Genomic DNA, 17,211 nt, shown 5'->3' with positions numbered 1-17,211 from the left:
CCTAGCCCGGGGTGTGGACGATCTCCCGCTGCCACTCGCCGCGCGGCTGGACGTGCAGGCGCCAGTAGTGCTCGGCGATGCGGTCGGGGTCGAAGAAGGTCCCCGCGGCGACGGGACCGTCCACGGTCACGCTCGCCGCGTGGACGCCGGACGGCCCGTACTCCTGGTCGAGCAGGGTCACCAGCGTCCGCACCCCGGCCTTGCCGAGCGAGAGGCTGGCGTACTCCGGCTTCGGCTCCGGCATGCCGCCGGTGACGATGAACGTGCCGCTCCCGCGCCGCGCCATGTCCGGCGCGACGCGGGCGGCGGCCGTCAGCGCCCCGCCGACGTTGACCGCCCAGGCGTCCAGCTGCTCGCGGGCGGACAGCTCGCCGACCCGGTCCGGCCGGACGAGCGCCGCGTTGTAGACCACGGCGTCCGGGACGCCGAACTCGGCCGCCGCCGCGTCGAGGGCGCCGCGCAGCGCCGTCTCGTCGGCGGCGTCGGCGGCCAGCCGGACGACGGGCGCCGCGGCGTCCTCGATCTCGGCGAGCTTCCCGGCGTTCCGTCCGATGAGGGCGATCGGCATCCCCTCGCGGGCGAACCGCCGCGCGACGGCCCGGCCGATCCCCGGCCCCGCCCCGATGACCACTGCTCCCGGCATGTCCTCCCCCTTCGTCGGCCACGACGCTAGACCCTCACACTGGTGTGAAGGTCAAGCGCTAGTCGTCGGCCTCGGCCAGGGCGCGCACGCCGGCCGCCTCGGCGCGCTCGGCCCGAGACCGGACGTACCGCGACAGCCACCAGCTGAACCCGCTGAGCAGGACCAGCCCGACCGGCGCTATCCACACCATGGGGGAACCGGGCTCGCGCAGCGCCTTGCCGAGCCCGGTGTAGACGAGGGTGCCGGGGACGATCCCGACGAAGGTGCCCGCGATGTAGGGCCCGAACCGGACGCCCGCCACGCCGGCGCCGTAGTTCACCACGCCGAACGGGAACAGCCCGACCATCCGCAGCACCAGGATCGACTCGAACGCGCGGCGCGACAGGTAGGCGTCCAGCCGCGCCAGCCGCCCGGACCCGGCGTACCGGGCCACCGCGGGACGTCCCAGCGCCCTGGCCATCACGAACGCGAGCGCGGCGCCCGCGGTGGCCCCGACCAGCACCGAGCCCACGCCCACCGCGACGCCGAACAGCGCCCCGGCGGAGGCGTTCAGCACCGAACCCGGCACCAGCGCCGTCACCGCCAGCGCGTAGCAGACGGCGAAGACGATCGGGCCCCACCAGCCGAGCGAGTCGACCCACGCGCTGACGTCGCCCCACACCGCGCCGCCGGCCACCGCCACCAGCACCCCGACGCCGAGCAGCGCCGCACCGAGGACCAGCAGCTTCACGAGAGCCCCGCGGGTGAAGGCGGGCCCCCCGCTCGGCTCCGGTTCCTGCGCTGCCTCGCCCGCACCCGGCAGGGGCGCGGCGGCGGGTCGACGGCTCATGTGTCTCCTGCCAGTGGGTTCCGGTGTCCAGTTCACGCTACGAGGCGAGCCTGGGAAAAGCACCACCGGCCACCCCGGACGCGCCGGTCAGGCCTCCTTGCGGGCCACGGCGGTCCAGCCGGCGCCGGTGACGTACTCGCCGCCGTCGGGCCGCCATTCGTGCAGCGGCACCACGCCGGGCTCCAGGATCGTCAGGCCGTCCAGCAGCCCCGCCACCTCGCCGCGCGTCCGGGCGATCAGGGCGGCGTTCGCCGACTGCGAACGGTAGGTCTCCCCGACGTTCACGTTGCGCCGCTCCTCCACCGCCGCGTGCGACAGGATCACGTGGCTGCCGGCCGGCAGCGCATCGGTGAAACGCCGGACGATCCCCGCCGGATTCCCCTCGTCGGGGAAGAAGTGCAGGACGGCGACGAACAGCACGCACACCGGCCGGCCGAAGTCGATCAGCTCCCGCACCTGCGGATCGTCCAGCACCGTGCCGGGTTCGCGCAGGTCGGCCTGGACGACGGCGGTCCGGTCGTCGGCGGCGAGCAGCGCCCGCGCGTGCGCGGCCACCATCGGGTCGTTGTCGACGTAGGCGACCCGCGCGCCGGGCCGCACCGCGCGGGCGACCTCGTGCACGTTGCCCTGCGTCGGCAGCCCGGTGCCGAGGTCGAGGAACTGGTCGATGCCGGTTCCGGCGACGAACCGGACCGCCCGCTGCAGGAAGGCCCGGTTCGCCCGCGCGACGCCCTCGACCGTCGGCAGCGCCTGCCTGACCTGATCGGCGGCGACGCGGTCGCACTCGTAGTTGTCCTTGCCGCCGAGGAAGTAGTCGTACATGCGGGCCACGCTCGGCGTGGTCGTGTCCACCGCGGCCGGCGGCCGCGCCGTCCCGGAGCCGTCCATCGCGAACCTCTTTCCAGCCGAATCAACGGCGATCACCGCCATTGTCGGGCATCTCCCCCCAAAGCGGGAACGCGCGGCGGGCCGTCAGTGGTACCACCGAACCACGTTGTTTCCGCACGCAGGCTCTCCAGCACAGGGGATGATCGTCAGATGCGTTACCTGGTATCCGTGATCGACGACAAGGCCGATCCCGGCAGCACGGACAGGCAGCCCGCCATCAGCGCGTTCAACGAACGGCTGATCGCCGAGGGCCACTGGGTCTTCGCGGGCGGGCTCGCGGACACCGAGACGGCCACGGTCATCGACAACCGGGGCGAGCAGGCGGTGTTCAGCGACGGCCCCTTCGTGGAGTCGAAGGAGTACCTCGCCGGCGTCTGGGTGTGGGAGGCCCCCGACCTGGACGTGGCGCTCAAGCTCGCCGCCGAGGCGTCGAAGGTCTGCGATCGGAAGATCGAGGTGCGGCCGTTCCTGTGAGCGACGCCGAAGAGGCGGTGACCCGCGTCCACCGCGCGGAGTGGGCGCGGGTGGTCGCCTCCCTGACCAGGCGTTTCGGTGACCTCGGCATCGCCGAGGAGGCGGCGGCCGAGGCGTTCGCGACCGCCGTCGAGCGGTGGCCGGCCGACGGCGTGCCGCCCAACCCCGGTGCCTGGCTGACCACCACCGCCAACCGCAAGGCCATCGACCGGATCCGGCGGGAGAGCAAACGCGACGACAAGCACAGGGAGGCTCAGATGGTGCACGACGACGCCCCGCCCGAGCCTGCCGGCGCCATCGACGACGACCGGCTCCGGCTGATCTTCACCTGCTGCCACCCCGCCCTGGCCATGCAAGCCCGCCTGGCACTGACCCTGCGCATGCTCGGCGGCCTGACCGTCCCCGAGATCGCCCGCGCCTTCCTGGTCCGCGAAACCGCCATGGAACAGCGGATCACCCGCGCCAAAGCCAAAATCAAAGCAGCCCGCATCCCTTACCGGATGCCCTCCGCAGAAGACCTCCCCGCACGCGTCACCGGCGTCCTCGCCGTGCTGTACCTGGTGTTCAACGAGGGCTACCTGGCCACCGGCCCCGACACCGACCCGCTACGCCACGACCTGACCGCCGAGGCGATCCGCCTCACCCGCCTCATCCGCGCCCTCCTCCCCCACGACGGCGAAGTAGCCGGACTGCTGGCGCTGATGCTGCTCACCGAAGCCCGCCGCACCGCCCGCATCTCACCCGACGGCGAACTGGTCACCCTCGCCGAACAAGACCGCGCAACCTGGGACACCGCCCTGATCACCGAAGGGCACCGGCTGGTGCGCGAACGTCTCGCCGCAGCCGCCACCGGCACGGCCCCCGGCCGCTACCAGATCCTCGCCGCGATCAACGCCGTGCACACCTCCGCCCGCGACGCAGCCGACACCGACTGGTCACAGATCGTCGCCCTCTACGACCAACTCCTCCACCTGGACCCCTCACCCATCATCACCCTCAACCGCGCCATCGCCATCGCCGAACTCCACGGCCCCGACGCCGCACTCACGGCCATCGACCAGCTCCAGGACACCCTCGCCGACTACCACGCCTACCACGCCACCCGCGCCGACCTCCTACGCCGCCTCGGCCACAGCCGGCAGGCACGCGCCGCCTACGACAAAGCCATCGAACTGGCGGGCAACACCGCCGAGACCGCCTACCTGACCCGCCGCCGCGACCAACTGCGGTAGTGCCTGCGAATCCCGATCGGCATCCGGAGAAACGGTGTGTGACCGATGGGTCACGCAATAGGTTGTTCTTTCCGCGGCTTTCGGTCTGGCGGGAGGAAGCACGGTGCGGTGGGGAGCGAGGATCGCCGGACGGTACCGGCTCGTCCATGGACCCGCGCGCGGCGGGACGAGCGAGGTCTGGCTCGCCGAGGACACCGAACTCCACCGGCAGGTGGTGCTGAAGCGGGCGCTGACGGACGGGCGCACGGCCGCGTTCGGCCGGGTCCGGGCCGAGGCGCGGGCGCTCGCGGCGTTCAACCATCCGAACGTGGTCACGCTGTACGACGTGGTCCCGGTGCGCAAGCGCGGCCGTGTGACGCCCTGGCTGGTGATGGAGTACGTGCCGGGCGGCAGCCTGGCGAAATGGCGGCCGGTCGAGCCGGCGGTCGCGGCCCGCATCGGCGCGCAGATCGCCGGCGCGCTGGAGGCCCTGCACGCCGCCGGGATCGTGCACTGCGACGTCAAGCCGGGCAACATCGTCGTCGCCGAGGACAGGACCGCGAAGCTGGCCGACTTCGGCGCCGCGTTCCGCACCGAGGGGGCGGCGATGCGCCCGGGTGGCGTCGCCCACACCCCCGCCTACGCCGCGCCCGAGGTTCCGCTGGGCCGGCCCGAGCCCGCGTCGGACGTGTACTCCCTCGGCGCCACCCTGCACGCGCTGATCAGCGGGGCACCGCCGCAGCGGGGCGCCGGCCTCGCCGCCGAGGCCGCCCCACTCCACGACCTGCTGACCTCGATGCTCCGGGACGATCCGGCGGCCCGGCCGCCGCCTGAGCAAGTGCGGCGGCGGCTCGACGAGGCGGCCGGCACGGCGCGCGTGGAGCTGCCGGACTACGCGGCCCCGACGCTCGGCGCCCCCGACACGGCGCCGGACGAGGCGCGCGCCTCCCTGATCCGGGGAACGCTGGGCTTCGTCAGCGCCCACCGCGGGCTCAGCGCGCTCGGCGCCCTCGTCGTGGCCGCCGCCGTGGTGCTCGCGCTCGTGCTGACGCCGTCGCCGGGCAAGGAGCGGCCGGCCGTCTCGTCCACGACCCCCGCCGCCCGCATCGGCGACCAGCGGAGCGCCGACCCCTGCGCGCTGACCGCGCCCGCCGCGCTCGGCCGGTTCGGCGAGCCCCGGCTCGACGCGCACTACGGCAACTTCAACCGGTGCGACGTGCTGGTGTCGCGCGGGAGCCACGAGGACTACATCGACGTGAAGGTGGAGCTCGACACGGCATCGGCCCCCGAGGCGACCGGGCCGGTGACGTACGTGCAGGGCATCGGCGTCGTCCAGGAGCCCGCCGAGCACGACTCCTGCGCCCGCACGCTGCTGCTGCCCGCCCCCGACCAGGGCACCAGCGTCTACATCACCGCCGGGCAGGACGGCGGGACCGCGCCGCTGTGCGCCGTCGCCGACACCGCCGCCGCGAGCGCCGCCGCCGTCCTGCACCGCGGCCCGATCGCCCGCCGCTCGCCGCCGCTGCCCGCGAACTCGCTGGCGCAGCGCGACGCCTGCCTGATGCTGGACGCCCGCGCCCTCGACGCCGTGCCGGGCATCGACGCCGAAGACCCCGACGTCGGGTTCGGCCGGTGGCGGTGCGAATGGCACAGCACCACCCGGGACGTCCAGGTCAAGCTGCGGTTCGACCAGGGCGGCCCGCTCGACGCCCGGGACGGCCGCCCCACCCGGCTGGACGGCCGCCCCGCCTTCGTCCAGCCGGACGGCGACGGCGGCGAGGAGCGGTCGTGCCTCGTACTGATCGTCCACCGGACCTATCCCGGCCCGCACGGCGACGACATCGCCGAGGTGGTGCACCTGGTGGTCCAGGGGCAGCTGACGATGCGGCGGCTCTGCTCGCTGGGGACGGACCTCGCCGGCACGGCCGCCGCCGCCCTGCCGCACGACGCCTGACCCGTCCGGCGGCCCGGTTCACCGGGACGGGCCGTCCAGGAGCTCCAGGTCGTCGACGGTCAGGGCGGTGCCGAGCAGCAGCGCGGTGATCAGGTTGTGGTTGATCGTGTTGCCGAGCGGCGGCGGCACGTCCCGCTCCAGGATCCCGTCGACCGCCGGGCTGAGCTGCTTGCGGACCTTCTCCACGACGCGCGCGGCGCGCTTGGCGTTCCAGCGTTCGCGCGGGCGCAGCCGGCGCAGCTCGTCGGCCGCCTGCTCCCAGGTCAGCGGCTGCGGCCAGGGCTCCCGCCGCAGGTAGCGCTGCCCGAGGCAGGCCAGCACCAGCCGCTCCACCTCGTCCAGCTCGAACAGGTCGGGGTCGTGCGTCGGATCCTCGTACCGTCCCTGCCCCTCGCCCGGTCCGGCCGCGATCCGCACCTCCATCAAATGCTCCTGGCGCGGCGCGACGATGAACAGCGCCGTGTACGACACCGGCAGCTCGGTGCGGTGCCCGCCGAGCAGCAGCGGCGCCCCGCTCATCCGGATCGCGAGCCGCCCGGAGTTGTACAGCACCCATCGCGACTGCTCGCGGACGATGCGGCCGTGCCGGCGGCTCACGTGCGTGTCGGAGCCGCCGACGCAGACGTGGACGTCCGGCTCGCAGCGGCCGAACACCACCTCGAACCCGGCGTCGGGCGCGACGCGCATCCCGCCCTCCGGGCCCATGACGAACAGCGTGCCGGGCTGCGCCGGCGGGATCCCCGCGGCGAGGCTCCCGGTCTCCCTGGGGAGGATCTGCACCCTGCTCGCCGGGTTCTGCGCCGTCAGCGTCATGTCCCCTGTCCTTTCCGCGTGTTACGGAGGCCACGCTAACCGCGCGGTCACGGGAGGGGTCCCGGCCTCGGCCGACGGCGTCGCCGGAGACCGTCCTCACATGTGGATGTTCGCTCTGGGTGGGTACGCCGTGCGCAAGGACGCGAAACGCGTACGGAGGAGCAGCACCATGCCGAAGACCACCAGCAAGGGCAAGGCCAAGAAGGAGGAGCTGCCCGACACCATCAAGCGCTCGGACGCCAAGGCGCAGCGCACCTTCGCCAAGGCCCACGACTCGGCCGCGAAGGAGTACGGGGAGGGACAGCGGGCGCACCGCGTCGCCTACTCCGCGCTCAAGCACACCCACGAGAAGGTCGGGGACCACTGGGAGCCGAAGGCGAAGCGCGCCAAGGGACCGTCGGACAAGCAGGCCGAGGGCGGCGTCGGCACCTCGCGGAAGACCGCGGGCGGTGTGGACGCCAACGCGTCCAAGAAGCACCTCTACGACGTCGCCAAGCGGCTGGACGTCTCGGGCCGCTCCACCATGAGCAAGAAGGAACTCGTCAAGGCCATCGAGAAGGCCAACAACCGCAAGACCGCCAAGGCGAGGTCCTGACACGCGCACGCGAAGCCCGTCCGGCGTGAACCGGACGGGCTTCGTGCATCTGCGTCAGTCGGTGCCGAACTCCATCGCCGCGGCGTCGAGGAGTTCGTCGGCGCCGGACGTCTCGCCGCGGGACGCGATCGCCTGCGCGCCGCCGGCGGGCATCGCGCCGATCAGGCCGGTCGAGGCGGCCTGCGCGGCGCCGATCAGCGCCGGGTGCGCGGCGTCCCCGACCATGCCGAGCCCCGCGTACTGCTCCAGCCGGGCGCGGGAGTCGGCGATGTCGAGGTTCCGCATGGTGAGCTGGCCGATGCGGTCGACGGGCCCGAACGCGGAGTCCTCGGTGCGCTCCATGGACAGCTTGTCCGGGTGGTAGCTGAACGAGGCGCCGGACGTGTCGAGGATCGAGTAGTCCTCGCCGCGCCGCAGCCGCAGCGTCACCTCGCCGGTGACGGCGGTGCCGACCCAGCGCTGGAGCGACTCGCGGAGCATCAGCGCCTGCGGGTCGAGCCAGCGGCCCTCGTACATCAGCCGGCCGAGGCGGCGGCCCTCGCTCTGGTAGGTGGCGAGGGTGTCCTCGTTGTGGATGGCGTTGACGAGCCGCTCGTAGGCGGCGTGCAGCAGCGCCATGCCGGGCGCCTCGTAGATGCCGCGGCTCTTGGCCTCGATGACCCGGTTCTCGATCTGGTCGGACATGCCCATGCCGTGCCGGCCGCCGATGGCGTTGGCCTCCAGCACCAGGTCGACGGCGGAGGCGAACTCCTTGCCGTTGATCGTCACCGGGCGGCCCTGCGCGAAGCCGATGGTGACGTCCTCGGCGAGGATCTCCACCTCGGGGTCCCAGAACCGGACGCCCATGATCGGGTCGACGATCTCGATGCCGGCGTCGAGGTGCTCCAGGGCCTTGGCCTCGTGGGTGGCGCCCCAGATGTTGGCGTCGGTGGAGTAGGCCTTCTCGGTGCTGTCGCGGTAGGGCAGCCCGCGCTCCTGCAGCCACTGCGACATCTCCGTCCGGCCGCCGAGCTCGCCCACGAAGTCGGCGTCCAGCCACGGCTTGTAGATCCGCAGGGACGGGTTGGCGAGCAGGCCGTAGCGGTAGAACCGCTCGATGTCGTTGCCCTTGTAGGTGGAGCCGTCGCCCCAGATCTGGACGTCGTCCTCGAGCATCGCGCGGACCAGCAGGGTGCCGGTGACGGCGCGGCCGAGCGGGGTGGTGTTGAAGTAGGCGCGGCCGGCGGAGCGGATGTGGAACGCTCCGCACGCCAGCGCCGCGATCCCCTCCTCCACCAGGGCCTCCCGGCAGTCGACCAGCCGGGCGACCTCCGCGCCGTAGGCGGTGGCGCGGCCCGGCACCGAGCCGATGTCGGGCTCGTCGTACTGGCCGATGTCGGCGGTGTAGGTGCAGGGCACCGCGCCCTTCTCGCGCATCCACGCGACCGCTACCGAGGTGTCGAGGCCGCCGGAGAAGGCGATCCCGACGCGCTGGCCGACAGGCAGAGAGGTGAGCACCTTGGACATGAGTAGAAGTATGCACCCCATTGCATGACCATGCAACACCCGGGACGGTGTTCCAGCGCACAGCGGCACGCGGAAGGCCGCCCGCCCCGCAGGACGGACGGCCCGGATCACGCTAGAACGCGACGTCAGCCGGCGACGGTCGCCAGGTACTCCTCGGTCTTGGCCGGGTCGAGCAGCCAGTTCGAGAAATCGCCCGGATTGGCGTAGCCGTAGGCGAACCGGTACGCGACTTCCTCGTTCTGCGCCGCGATCGCCAGCACCTTCTGGACGTGCTCGGGCAGCGGCCCCAGCATCATGTTGGTGTAGGCGGTCGGGTGCTTCGCGTACTCCCAGTACGCGTCGAACGTCCGCTGCATCCACTCGGCGTCGAACGGCCGCTCGCCGTGCCGCAGGATCTCCTGGAAGTAGATCTCGGCGCAGCGCGTGGCGTTGTTGGAGCCCTGCCCCGTCACCGGGTCGTTGGCGACCACCACGTCGCCCATGCCGAGGACCAGCGAAGTGGCCGACAACCGCCCCACGGGATGCCGGACGACCGGCGCGTAACCCCCGTACAGCGTGCAGCGCGCGTCGGTCGGCTGCGCGTCGACGGTGCGCTCGTACTCCCACGGCGCGTACTGCCGCATCATGTCCAGCGTGCGCGCGAGGTGCCCCGCCGGGTCCGGACGGTCGTCCCAGACGTCGAACGGACCGCCCGGCACCGCCTCCCAGAGCAGGATGTCGCAGGCCCCGGTGTTGGTGTAGCCCGGCATGAAGAACAGCTCCCCCACGCCTGGCGTCGCGGTGATCCGCACATGCGGCTCGGGGTGGTCGGGCCACGGCGTCATCCCGTGCACGTAGATGCACGACAGCTTCCGCTGCGGACGGTCGTAGGGCGAACGGTCCGCGTCGCGGTCGAACAGCTCCACCAGCTCGCCCTTGCCCGCCGCGATGAGCGTCAGGTCGTACAGCGCGCTGAGCCCTTCCAGGTCGGACGTCATCACACTGTGGTAGACGACGTTGCCGCCGCGCTCCTCGAACAGCTCCAGCCAGCCGGACATCTTCACCCGCTGGTCGACGGACTGCGCGTAGCGGTCCCAGCGGCCCAGCGTCTGGAACGCGCGGGTGCCGGGCGGCGCCGCCACCGTGACCCGCTGCGCCACGATCTCCGGAGCCCGGTCCTCCCACAGGTTCAGCCCGCGGTCGCGCTCGATCTGCAGCTGCGGCCAGAAGATGCACTGCGTCGACATGATCCGGCCGTTCCGGATCTCGTCCGGCGTCCGCGCCGACATGACCGTGACCTCGTAGCCCGCCGACTGGAGGCTGAGGGCCAGCTGCAGGCCCGCCTGCCCCGCTCCGACGATCAGGATCCTTCGCAAAGCTTCCTCCTTGTGCGGGGCGGTCGACGGCCCCGTCAGGGGGCCGGGTTCACCGGGCCGCCAAGGTCCCGCGGCCCGAGGTCGTGTCGAGCGTGTGGCCGAGCGTCGTCGTCAGCGTCCGCACGACCGAGCGCCGGTCGCGGGCGTCGCACGCGACGATTGGGACGTCCGCGTCCAGCCGCAGCGCCTCCGCGACCTGCTCCAGCCGATGGGTCTGCTGCCCGTCGAACAGGTTCACCGCCACGATGAACGGCACGTCGGAGTCGTTCTCGAAGTAGTTGACGGCGGCGAACGACACGTCCAGCCGGCGCGTGTCCACCAGGACCAGCGCGCCGCTCGCGCCCCGGCACAGGTCGTCCCACATCGGCCAGAACCGCGGCTGGCCCGGCGTGCCGAACAGGTACAGCACCAGGTCCGAGGCCAGGGTGACGCGGCCGAAGTCCATCGCGACGGTCGTGGTCGTCTTGGCGCCGGCGTCCGCGAGCGGGTCGACCGTCTTGGCCGCCTGCGTCATCCACGCCTCGGTGTTCACCGCCGGGATCTCCGAGATGGCCTCCACCAGCGTCGTCTTGCCGACGCCGAACCCGCCCGCGACGACGATCTTGACCGAGGTGCGGGGCGCGGCCGGTCGGCCGCCGGGCGCCGCACCGCGCCAGGGTTCGCGCCCCGGCCCCGGCCCCGGGTCAGGCGAGCTCGCGTAGACCATCGATCACTCTCTCCAGGACGTGCGGGTCGTACGGCGAGGCGCCCTCCGCGGCGATCACGATCCGGTCGCCGGCGGCCAGGTCGGCGAGCAGGACGCGGGTGACCCCGAGCGACACCCCGCAGTGGGCGGACAGTTCGGCGACCGACTCGCTCGCGGCGTGCGCCCGCTCGTACAGCTTCCTGGCCTCGGGCAGCAGCCGCTCGGCGAACGCCGCGTCGTAGCCGGCGCCGGACACCACGGTGTGCACGAACAGGTGCCGCCGGCCCCGGGTCCGGCCGCCGGTCAGCACGTACGGCCGCACCCACGGGTTGGCCGTCATGGTCCACCTCCCGGCAGGCCCGTCGCCGCCGCGGCGGCGGTCACGGCGGCGGTGCTCACGGCATCGCCTGCTCGGACATGCGACGCAGGTCGTCGCGCATCTGCGGGGTGAGGACGTGCCCCGCCCCGTGCACGAACTTCGTCATCTCGTGCGCGACCGCGCCGAGGTTCGCGCCCTCCCCGACCAGCACCACCAGCCCGGCGAGCTGCCCGATGCCCATGAACAGCAGGTGCCCGGACCCGAACTTCAGCATGACCTGGTCGCAGCCGCCGGCCCCGACGTGCTTGGCGATGTTGTTGCCCAGGCTGATCATCCCGCTGGTCAGCGCGGCCATCGGGTCGACGAACTCCGACGGCATGGGGGCCGACTCGACGAGCGCCAGCCCGTCCGACGACACGATCAGCGCGAACGTCACGCCGGGGGTGGACGTGGCGAACTGCCGGAGCAGCCAGCCGAAGTCCTGGGGGCCGGTCGGCCCCGTGGAGGCGATGCTCACTGCCGTCCTTCCTCGCGGTCGTGCTCATCGGTCCCGCCCGCCGCGTCCGGCGCGTCCGTTCCGCCGGTCCCGCCGGCCCCCGCGGCGGGGTCGCGGGTGGGCAGGCGGGTTCCCGCCGTGAAGGCGTCCAGGTCGGCCGCGAAGGACGACCCGGACCCGGAATCGTCCGCCTGCGGCGCGTCCGCCGGCTCGGGCGCGGCTGATGCGACGGGCGCGACGGGCGACACGGGCGAGGCGACAGGGCGCAGGCTCGTCCGCTCGCGGCGCGGCAGGCCGCCGAGATCGGGTTCGGTCCGGGGCTCCCGGCCGGGCGCCGCCGGGGTCCTCGCGGCGGCGGCGGACGCGGCGGGCGCGGCCGGACGTTCCGCCCGGTGCGCCATGGCCAGGTGCGCCATCCCCGGGACCCCCTCGGCGACCCCGGCGGCGCGCGGCTCGCCCGCCGGGATCTCGCAGAGCAGCGACGGCGGGATCGTCACCATGGCGACCGTCCCGCCCGTCCGCCCCGCGAGCCGCACGCCGATGCCGTGCCTGCGGGCCAGCCGGTGCACCACGGGGAAGCCCGTCTGCCGGGACGTCTCCTCCGTCATCGGCGGCACCGGCCCGGCCAGCGCCGCGTTGAGGCCGTCCAGCTGCCCGGGGGTCATGCCGATGCCCGCGTCCTCGATGCGGAGCATCACGGCGCCGTTGTCGAGCAGGTGCGCGCTCACGGTCACCCGCGCCGGCGAGTACCGGGTGGCGTTGTCCAGCAGCGCCGCGACCAGGGACGCCAGGTCCTCCGCCGCGTACGCCGGGACCGCGAGCTCCACCACGCGCAGGATCGACACGTGCCGGTACTGCTCGATGGACGACTCGGCCATCCGGACGACGTCGAGCAGGGACGTGTCGCCCCCCGACGCCTCCTCACCGCCCCGGCCCGCGAGCACCCGCAGATCGCGCGCGGCCCGCCGCATTCGCGTCACCCCATGGTCGATCTCGTAGAGGGCTTCGAGCCGGTCCGGGTCCTCCTCCTGCCGCTCCAGCAGGTCCATCGCCGGGCGCATCTTCTCCGCCAGGACGAGGAACTGCAGGCAGAAGCGCTCGCACAGCTCCGGCCACACGTCCGCGTCGCTCACCCGGCCCGGGCCCGCCACTCCCGGAGCCGGCGCCTGCTCGGCATGCCGGGCGGGGACGCCCATCGGGTGCTGGACCGGCTGCTGTTGCGGCTGCTGCTGCATCGGCGGCTGGTGCACCGGCTGCTGTTGCACCGGCTGCTGTTGCACCGGCTGCTGAACCGGTGCCCGGCCGTGCGCCTGGACCGGCTGCTGCACCGGCATCTGGACGGGCTGGTGGACGTGCTCCTGCACGGGCGGCCGCTGCGGCGCCGGCGGCTGGTGCGGGGCCGGCCGTGCGCTCCTCCACCACCTCACCGGCGAACCCCGGCGTCCGCCGCCGGCAGTTGCGCGCCGCGGGTCATCCGGCGTTTCGTCACAGCAGCCTTCTCCACCTGAATTCGGCACCGGACATCGCGGCAGCGGCGACGCGGGCGCTTCGACCGCGGCCGGCCGCCCGCTGCCGGAAAGAGCACAGGCAAGACTGGCACACGGAGAGTCAACGATCAACGCAAACGGCCGACATGACCTCCATGTTCCTCAAACGCGCACATGGGCCTTTTGTCGCCATCTCGGATCACCGATCGGCGGCGGCGCTCCGGAGCGCCGCAAGGCCCCGCGCGATCGGCGGCTGCCGCTCGCTGCCCCGCCGGACGCAGGCGACGAGGCGCCGCTTCGGGACCACGTCCCCGCGCAGCGCGACCCGGACGGCCTCGTCCTCCGGCGGCAGCGGCGCGAGCCGGGGCACCAGCGCGACGCCGAACCCGTGCGCGACCAGCGCCGACACCGCGAACCACTCGTTCGCCTCGTGCGCGACGCGCGGGGCGAACCCGGCGGCGGCGCAGGCGGCGAGCAGCAGCTGGTGCTGGTCGCGCCGGGCGGGATACCCGATCCACGCCTCCCCCGCCGCGTCGGCGAGCCGGGCCGCGGCGCGCCCCGCGAGCCGGTGCCCGGCCGGCACCAGCAGGTCCTGCGGCTCGTCCAGCAGGGTCGTCCGGGTGAACCGCGCGTCGTCCGGGCCGGGGACCTCCTCGCTCGGGATCACCACGGCGATGTCGGCGCGGTGCGACAGGAGCAGGTGCGCGGCGTCCTCGCTCTCCTGCTCGGACATGTGGACGGCCAGCCCGGGGTGCTCGGTGCGCAGCCGCGCCGCCGCGGGCGCGACGAGCGCCGCCAGCGCGCTGGACACGCTGCAGAACCGCACCTGGCCGGACGTCCCCGACCGGTGCTCGGCGAGATCGGCGCGGGCCCGCTCCCACTGCGCGGACAGGACGTCGGCGTGCCGCAGCACAGTGCGCGCCGCCGGGGTGAGCCGCACCCGGCGCCCCTGCGCCTCCAGAAGGTCGACGCCGAGATCGCGGGCGAGCTGCTTGAGCTGCTGCGACACCGTCGACGGCGTCAGGTGCAGCGCCTCGGCGGCGGCGGTGACGGTACCGCGCTCGCGCAGCACGCGCAGGGTCTGCAACCGGTGGTCGATCATTCGGCCATTCAACATGGTTCCGCACGGAAACTTCCGATTGACCCGCACGATCGGAGTGATCGCAAACTGGCCGCATGACCTCCGGAACCGAGCGCCGTCCCGTCCCCGCCCCGCTGCTCGTCCTGGGCAGCGTCGTCTCGATCCAGGCCGGTCAGGCCTGCGGGAAGGGGATGTTCGCGATCGCCGGCACCGCGGGCGTGGTCGTCCTGCGGCTGGGGTTCGCGGCGGCCGTCCTGCTCCTGCTGCGGCGCCCGCCGTTCCCGCGCGGCTCGCTCGGGCTGACCATCGCCCTGGGCGCGGCGATCGCCGGAATGCACCTCATCTACCCGGCGATGCAGCGGCTGCCGGTGGGCGTCGCGTCGGCGTTCCAGTTCCTCGGCCCGCTCACGCTCGCGCTGGTCAAGGCGCGGCGGCCGGTGGACCTGCTGTGGGCGGCCCTCGCCGGAGCCGGGGTCTTCCTCATGGACGGCCCGGGCGGCGCGCCCGTCTCCGCGTCCGGCATCGCCCTGGCGGTCGGGTCGGGCGCGTCCATGGCGGCCTACCTCGTCCTCAACAAGCGCGCCGGCGCGGAACCGGGGTCGCCGCTGGCCTGGGGAGTGGCCGTCGCGGCGCTGATCGTGCTGCCTCTCGCGCCGTCCGCCGGCGGCACGCTCGCGCATCCCGGCGTCCTCGCCGCGGGGCTCGGCCTCGCCGTGCTGTCGGCCGTCCTGCCGTGGTCGCTCGACCAGGCCGCGCTGCGCCGGCTCCCCGAGCGCACGGTCGCCGTCATGGTCAGCCTCGAACCCGCCGCCGGCGCCGTCGCCGGCCTCGTCCTGCTCGGCGAGCACCTCGCCTGGACGCAGTGGTTCGCGATCGCGTGCGTCTGCGCCGCGTCCGCCGGCGCCACCCGAAGCCGGACTATCGGGGACGCGGGGCCAGGCGCATGCCAAGGAACTTCGTCTGCGGACCGTCGTCCAGGATGTCGAAGCCCATGTGGAGGTAGAAGCCCAGGGCGTTCGTGTTGCGAGCGTTGACACCGAGGTGGACGCCGGGCACTCCGCGGTCGCGAAGGGCCTCGACGACGGTCGCGATCAGGCGCCGCCCGTTTCCACCGCCCTGCGCCTCGGGCAGCAGGTCCACGTGGAAGTGGGCGGGGTAGCGGTCGGTGAGCTCCGCCGAGGTGCGGGGCGGCTCGTCGGCGTAGGAGCGCAGCCACGCGTCGGGACTGCCGGGCTCGGCGGGACGGTCCGCCGCCCGCGCGCGCACGCGCGGCCACCAGGTGCGGTCGAGTTCGCGTTCGAAGGACACGGTGTCGGCGACGGCGAGGATGTAGCCGACCGGCGGCGACTCCGCCGGGGCGAGGACCCAGGCGAGGTCGGGCGCGTGGGCCAGGTAAGGCCCGGCGAAGACGTCACCGAGCAACCGAGGGTCGGCCACCAGGCCGGTCGCGTCCCGGCCGAGGGCCGCCGTCCGCAGGCAGATGTCGTAGATCCGGCGGACCTCGTCCGGGTCGCCGGCGCGGGCCGGGCGGACGGGCAGCGGTGCGGTGCGAGGACCGGCGGTCATCGTGGGCCTCCCGGCGAGCGGAGTGAGCGACGCCCGGCCGTCCCTTCCCCCCACCGGCCGGGCCCGCCCGACCCTAACACCAAAACCGATCAATGATCGCTTTTCGGAGGGCGGGCGACCGGGCCGCGCCGCGGGACGGGCGCGCGAAGAACCACGCGGCCGGCGACACCACCGGCCCCAGCCGCGCGACCCAGCTCACGAGCGTGACGCCGGCCAGGACGAACGGCGTGGCCTGTGCCACGTCCGTGCTCATCCGGCCTGCCTCATCTACTCAGATGCCTAGGCGCTGGCAGTGCCGTCCGAGGTCGCTGCAGTGGTGGTGTAGAGGACCTCGCGGGCCTGCTCGGCGGCGCGGGCCAGGCTCTCGCTGACGTAGTCGAGGAAGCGGGCGGCGGCCTCCAGGCGGGCGGCGGCGGGGGTGCCGGGCCCGAGCGCGGTGACGCCCTGCCGTGCGGCCTCGGTGACCTGGACGAGGGCCTGGGCACTGGCGATCAGCGACTGGTACCAGACGTCGTCGTCGACGACGTAGCGCTCGCGCCGGTTCTCGCCGCGCTCCCGGCGGACGAGGCCCTGCTCCTCCAGGAACGTGATCGCCTTGGACACCGACGCCGGGCTGACCTGGAGGTGCCGGGCCAGTTCCGGCGCGGTGAGGCTCCCGGAGTCGGTGGTGTAGAGGCAGGCCATCACCCGGGACATCATCTTCGGCGTGCCCGCGGCCATGAAGACGGTGGTGAACGTCTCCTCGAACTCGCGCACGGCCTCCGGGTCGCGCCCGGCGACCTGCGGGACCGCCTCCGGGTCCCGGGGCGCGGCCTGCCTGCGGCGGTGCGCGCGGCGTTCGGTGGCGCGGTGGGCCAGGTCGGCGCGGTAACCGGCGGGGCCGCCGTTGCGCATCACCTCGCGGGTGATCGTGGAGGTGGGGCGGTCGAGGCGCCGGGCGATCTCGGCGTAGGCGAGGCCGTCGGCCAGCCCCAGCGCGATCTGCTGGCGGTCCTGCTGGGTGAGCCTGCCTCCGGGCATCGCGATCTCCTTCGTGTTCCTCCGATGCCGCCAGAATAGCGTTCACCCGACATCAACGCAACGAACCACGGATGCGACGTTGCATTACTTCTCGAGCTGTTGCAATGATTTTCGTGGATTCACCTGCGGTGATGCTGTTCGGACGCAACGAATGTGTTGCCTGATCCTTGAACGCAACGTAGCTTTTGCGTTGTCGGAAACAACACGCCGCAAGGAGAACACGATGAACACCTTCCCGACCCCCGCCCCGATCACCGCCGCCTTCACCGTCCCCGCCGGCCGCATCCAG

The 17,211-nt window shown here is 73.4% G+C and carries 20 protein-coding genes; 6 read left to right on the top strand and 14 right to left on the bottom strand.

What is annotated here, in order from left to right:
* Position 1 precedes the first annotated feature (1 nt).
* The 3 genes from ACA514_RS40800 to ACA514_RS40790 form a co-directional block, all read right to left on the bottom strand.
* Positions 2-643: an SDR family NAD(P)-dependent oxidoreductase gene (locus ACA514_RS40800; RefSeq protein WP_375046672.1), complete on the bottom strand. Its 642-nt coding sequence runs from the start codon at positions 641-643 to the stop codon at positions 2-4.
* Between the two features lie 58 nt (positions 644-701).
* Complete coding sequence (locus tag ACA514_RS40795) at positions 702-1,472, bottom strand: TVP38/TMEM64 family protein (protein WP_375046671.1); 771 nt, start codon at positions 1,470-1,472, stop codon at positions 702-704.
* Positions 1,473-1,559: 87 nt separating this feature from the next.
* Entirely contained in the window at positions 1,560-2,360 is an 801-nt protein-coding gene (locus ACA514_RS40790) for an SAM-dependent methyltransferase (RefSeq protein WP_375046670.1), read from the bottom strand.
* Positions 2,361-2,510: 150 nt separating this feature from the next.
* On the opposite strand from ACA514_RS40790, the gene ACA514_RS40785 reads away from it, so the two are divergent.
* The 3 genes from ACA514_RS40785 (at position 2,511) to ACA514_RS40775 (ending at position 5,999) form a co-directional block, all read left to right on the top strand.
* A complete protein-coding gene (locus ACA514_RS40785) occupies positions 2,511-2,834 on the top strand; it encodes a YciI family protein (RefSeq protein WP_375046669.1) in 324 nt (107 codons plus the stop codon).
* Complete coding sequence (locus ACA514_RS40780) at positions 2,831-4,066, top strand: RNA polymerase sigma factor (protein WP_375046668.1); 1,236 nt, start codon at positions 2,831-2,833, stop codon at positions 4,064-4,066. Before ACA514_RS40785 ends, ACA514_RS40780 begins: the two co-directional genes overlap by 4 nt.
* Before the next feature lie 103 nt (positions 4,067-4,169).
* Positions 4,170-5,999, top strand: coding sequence for a serine/threonine-protein kinase (locus tag ACA514_RS40775; protein WP_375046667.1), 1,830 nt, complete (start codon positions 4,170-4,172; stop codon positions 5,997-5,999).
* An 18-nt stretch (positions 6,000-6,017) separates the two neighbouring features.
* On the opposite strand, the gene ACA514_RS40770 is transcribed toward ACA514_RS40775, so the two are convergent.
* Positions 6,018-6,812 carry a hypothetical protein gene (locus ACA514_RS40770; protein WP_375046666.1) on the bottom strand — a complete coding sequence of 265 codons (795 nt, stop codon included), beginning with the start codon at positions 6,810-6,812 and terminating at the stop codon, positions 6,018-6,020.
* 169 nt (positions 6,813-6,981) lie between these two features.
* Here ACA514_RS40770 and ACA514_RS40765 point away from each other — a divergent pair, with 169 nt between their 5' ends.
* Positions 6,982-7,407, top strand: coding sequence for a ChaB family protein (locus tag ACA514_RS40765; RefSeq protein ID WP_375046665.1), 426 nt, complete (start codon positions 6,982-6,984; stop codon positions 7,405-7,407).
* Between the two features lie 54 nt (positions 7,408-7,461).
* Here the strand turns inward: ACA514_RS40765 and argG are convergent, their stop codons facing one another.
* The 6 genes from argG to ACA514_RS40735 form a co-directional block, all read right to left on the bottom strand.
* Entirely contained in the window at positions 7,462-8,913 is a 1,452-nt protein-coding gene (argG, locus tag ACA514_RS40760; protein ID WP_375046664.1) for an argininosuccinate synthase, read from the bottom strand.
* 125 nt (positions 8,914-9,038) lie between these two features.
* Positions 9,039-10,268: a styrene monooxygenase/indole monooxygenase family protein gene (locus ACA514_RS40755; protein ID WP_375046663.1), complete on the bottom strand. Its 1,230-nt coding sequence runs from the start codon at positions 10,266-10,268 to the stop codon at positions 9,039-9,041.
* A gap of 49 nt (positions 10,269-10,317) precedes the next feature.
* Entirely contained in the window at positions 10,318-10,974 is a 657-nt protein-coding gene (locus ACA514_RS40750; RefSeq protein ID WP_375046662.1) for an ATP/GTP-binding protein, read from the bottom strand.
* Entirely contained in the window at positions 10,952-11,293 is a 342-nt protein-coding gene (locus ACA514_RS40745) for a DUF742 domain-containing protein (RefSeq protein WP_344268914.1), read from the bottom strand. The genes ACA514_RS40750 and ACA514_RS40745 overlap by 23 nt, the downstream gene beginning before the upstream one ends.
* A 55-nt stretch (positions 11,294-11,348) precedes the next feature.
* A complete protein-coding gene (locus ACA514_RS40740) occupies positions 11,349-11,789 on the bottom strand; it encodes a roadblock/LC7 domain-containing protein (RefSeq protein WP_344268911.1) in 441 nt (146 codons plus the stop codon).
* Entirely contained in the window at positions 11,786-12,901 is a 1,116-nt protein-coding gene (locus ACA514_RS40735) for a sensor histidine kinase (RefSeq protein WP_375046661.1), read from the bottom strand. Before ACA514_RS40735 ends, ACA514_RS40740 begins: the two co-directional genes overlap by 4 nt.
* Positions 12,902-12,943: 42 nt before the next feature.
* Here ACA514_RS40735 and ACA514_RS40730 point away from each other — a divergent pair, with 42 nt between their 5' ends.
* Entirely contained in the window at positions 12,944-13,276 is a 333-nt protein-coding gene (locus ACA514_RS40730) for a hypothetical protein (RefSeq protein WP_375046660.1), read from the top strand.
* Between the two features lie 178 nt (positions 13,277-13,454).
* On the opposite strand, the gene ACA514_RS40725 is transcribed toward ACA514_RS40730, so the two are convergent.
* Positions 13,455-14,357, bottom strand: a complete 903-nt coding sequence (locus ACA514_RS40725; protein ID WP_375046659.1) for a LysR family transcriptional regulator — start codon at positions 14,355-14,357, stop codon at positions 13,455-13,457.
* A 74-nt stretch (positions 14,358-14,431) separates the two neighbouring features.
* Between ACA514_RS40725 and ACA514_RS40720 the strand changes: the two genes are divergently transcribed.
* On the top strand, positions 14,432-15,370 hold the full coding sequence (locus tag ACA514_RS40720; RefSeq protein ID WP_375046658.1) for a DMT family transporter: 939 nt from the start codon (positions 14,432-14,434) through the stop codon (positions 15,368-15,370).
* Here the strand turns inward: ACA514_RS40720 and ACA514_RS40715 are convergent.
* From ACA514_RS40715 to ACA514_RS40705, 3 genes are all read right to left on the bottom strand, one after another.
* On the bottom strand, positions 15,255-15,902 hold the full coding sequence (locus ACA514_RS40715; protein ID WP_375046657.1) for a GNAT family N-acetyltransferase: 648 nt from the start codon (positions 15,900-15,902) through the stop codon (positions 15,255-15,257). The genes ACA514_RS40720 and ACA514_RS40715 overlap by 116 nt on opposite strands.
* Positions 15,903-15,975: 73 nt before the next feature.
* Positions 15,976-16,155 carry a hypothetical protein gene (locus ACA514_RS40710; RefSeq protein ID WP_375046656.1) on the bottom strand — a complete coding sequence of 60 codons (180 nt, stop codon included), beginning with the start codon at positions 16,153-16,155 and terminating at the stop codon, positions 15,976-15,978.
* 26 nt (positions 16,156-16,181) lie between these two features.
* Positions 16,182-16,922, bottom strand: coding sequence for a helix-turn-helix domain-containing protein (locus ACA514_RS40705; RefSeq protein ID WP_375046655.1), 741 nt, complete (start codon positions 16,920-16,922; stop codon positions 16,182-16,184).
* Between the last annotated feature and the right edge of the window lie 289 nt (positions 16,923-17,211).

The sequence above is a fragment of the Actinomadura sp. NTSP31 genome (assembly GCF_041951385.1).
Taxonomy (GTDB): Bacteria; Actinomycetota; Actinomycetes; order Streptosporangiales; family Streptosporangiaceae; genus Spirillospora; species Spirillospora napierensis.
The sequence above is the reverse complement of the archived record's forward strand: the minus strand, read 5'-3'. Positions and strand labels throughout refer to the sequence as shown.

Bases quoted from the DNA above. Each gene is read 5' to 3' on its own strand.
- ACA514_RS40800 (WP_375046672.1), bottom strand. From the start codon at position 643: ATGCCGGGAGCAGTGGTCATCGGGGCGGGGCCGGGGATCGGCCGGGCC.
- ACA514_RS40795 (WP_375046671.1), bottom strand. From the start codon at position 1,472: ATGAGCCGTCGACCCGCCGCCGCGCCCCTGCCGGGTGCGGGCGAGGCA.
- ACA514_RS40790 (WP_375046670.1), bottom strand. From the start codon at position 2,360: ATGGACGGCTCCGGGACGGCGCGGCCGCCGGCCGCGGTGGACACGACC.
- ACA514_RS40785 (WP_375046669.1), top strand. From the start codon at position 2,511: ATGCGTTACCTGGTATCCGTGATCGACGACAAGGCCGATCCCGGCAGC.
- ACA514_RS40770 (WP_375046666.1), bottom strand. From the start codon at position 6,812: ATGACGCTGACGGCGCAGAACCCGGCGAGCAGGGTGCAGATCCTCCCC.
- ACA514_RS40765 (WP_375046665.1), top strand. From the start codon at position 6,982: ATGCCGAAGACCACCAGCAAGGGCAAGGCCAAGAAGGAGGAGCTGCCC.
- argG (WP_375046664.1), bottom strand. From the start codon at position 8,913: ATGTCCAAGGTGCTCACCTCTCTGCCTGTCGGCCAGCGCGTCGGGATC.
- ACA514_RS40750 (WP_375046662.1), bottom strand. From the start codon at position 10,974: ATGGTCTACGCGAGCTCGCCTGACCCGGGGCCGGGGCCGGGGCGCGAA.
- ACA514_RS40745 (WP_344268914.1), bottom strand. From the start codon at position 11,293: ATGACGGCCAACCCGTGGGTGCGGCCGTACGTGCTGACCGGCGGCCGG.
- ACA514_RS40730 (WP_375046660.1), top strand. From the start codon at position 12,944: ATGCCGGGCGGGGACGCCCATCGGGTGCTGGACCGGCTGCTGTTGCGG.
- ACA514_RS40725 (WP_375046659.1), bottom strand. From the start codon at position 14,357: ATGATCGACCACCGGTTGCAGACCCTGCGCGTGCTGCGCGAGCGCGGT.
- ACA514_RS40720 (WP_375046658.1), top strand. From the start codon at position 14,432: ATGACCTCCGGAACCGAGCGCCGTCCCGTCCCCGCCCCGCTGCTCGTC.
- ACA514_RS40715 (WP_375046657.1), bottom strand. From the start codon at position 15,902: ATGACCGCCGGTCCTCGCACCGCACCGCTGCCCGTCCGCCCGGCCCGC.
- ACA514_RS40710 (WP_375046656.1), bottom strand. From the start codon at position 16,155: ATGAGCACGGACGTGGCACAGGCCACGCCGTTCGTCCTGGCCGGCGTC.
- ACA514_RS40705 (WP_375046655.1), bottom strand. From the start codon at position 16,922: ATGCCCGGAGGCAGGCTCACCCAGCAGGACCGCCAGCAGATCGCGCTG.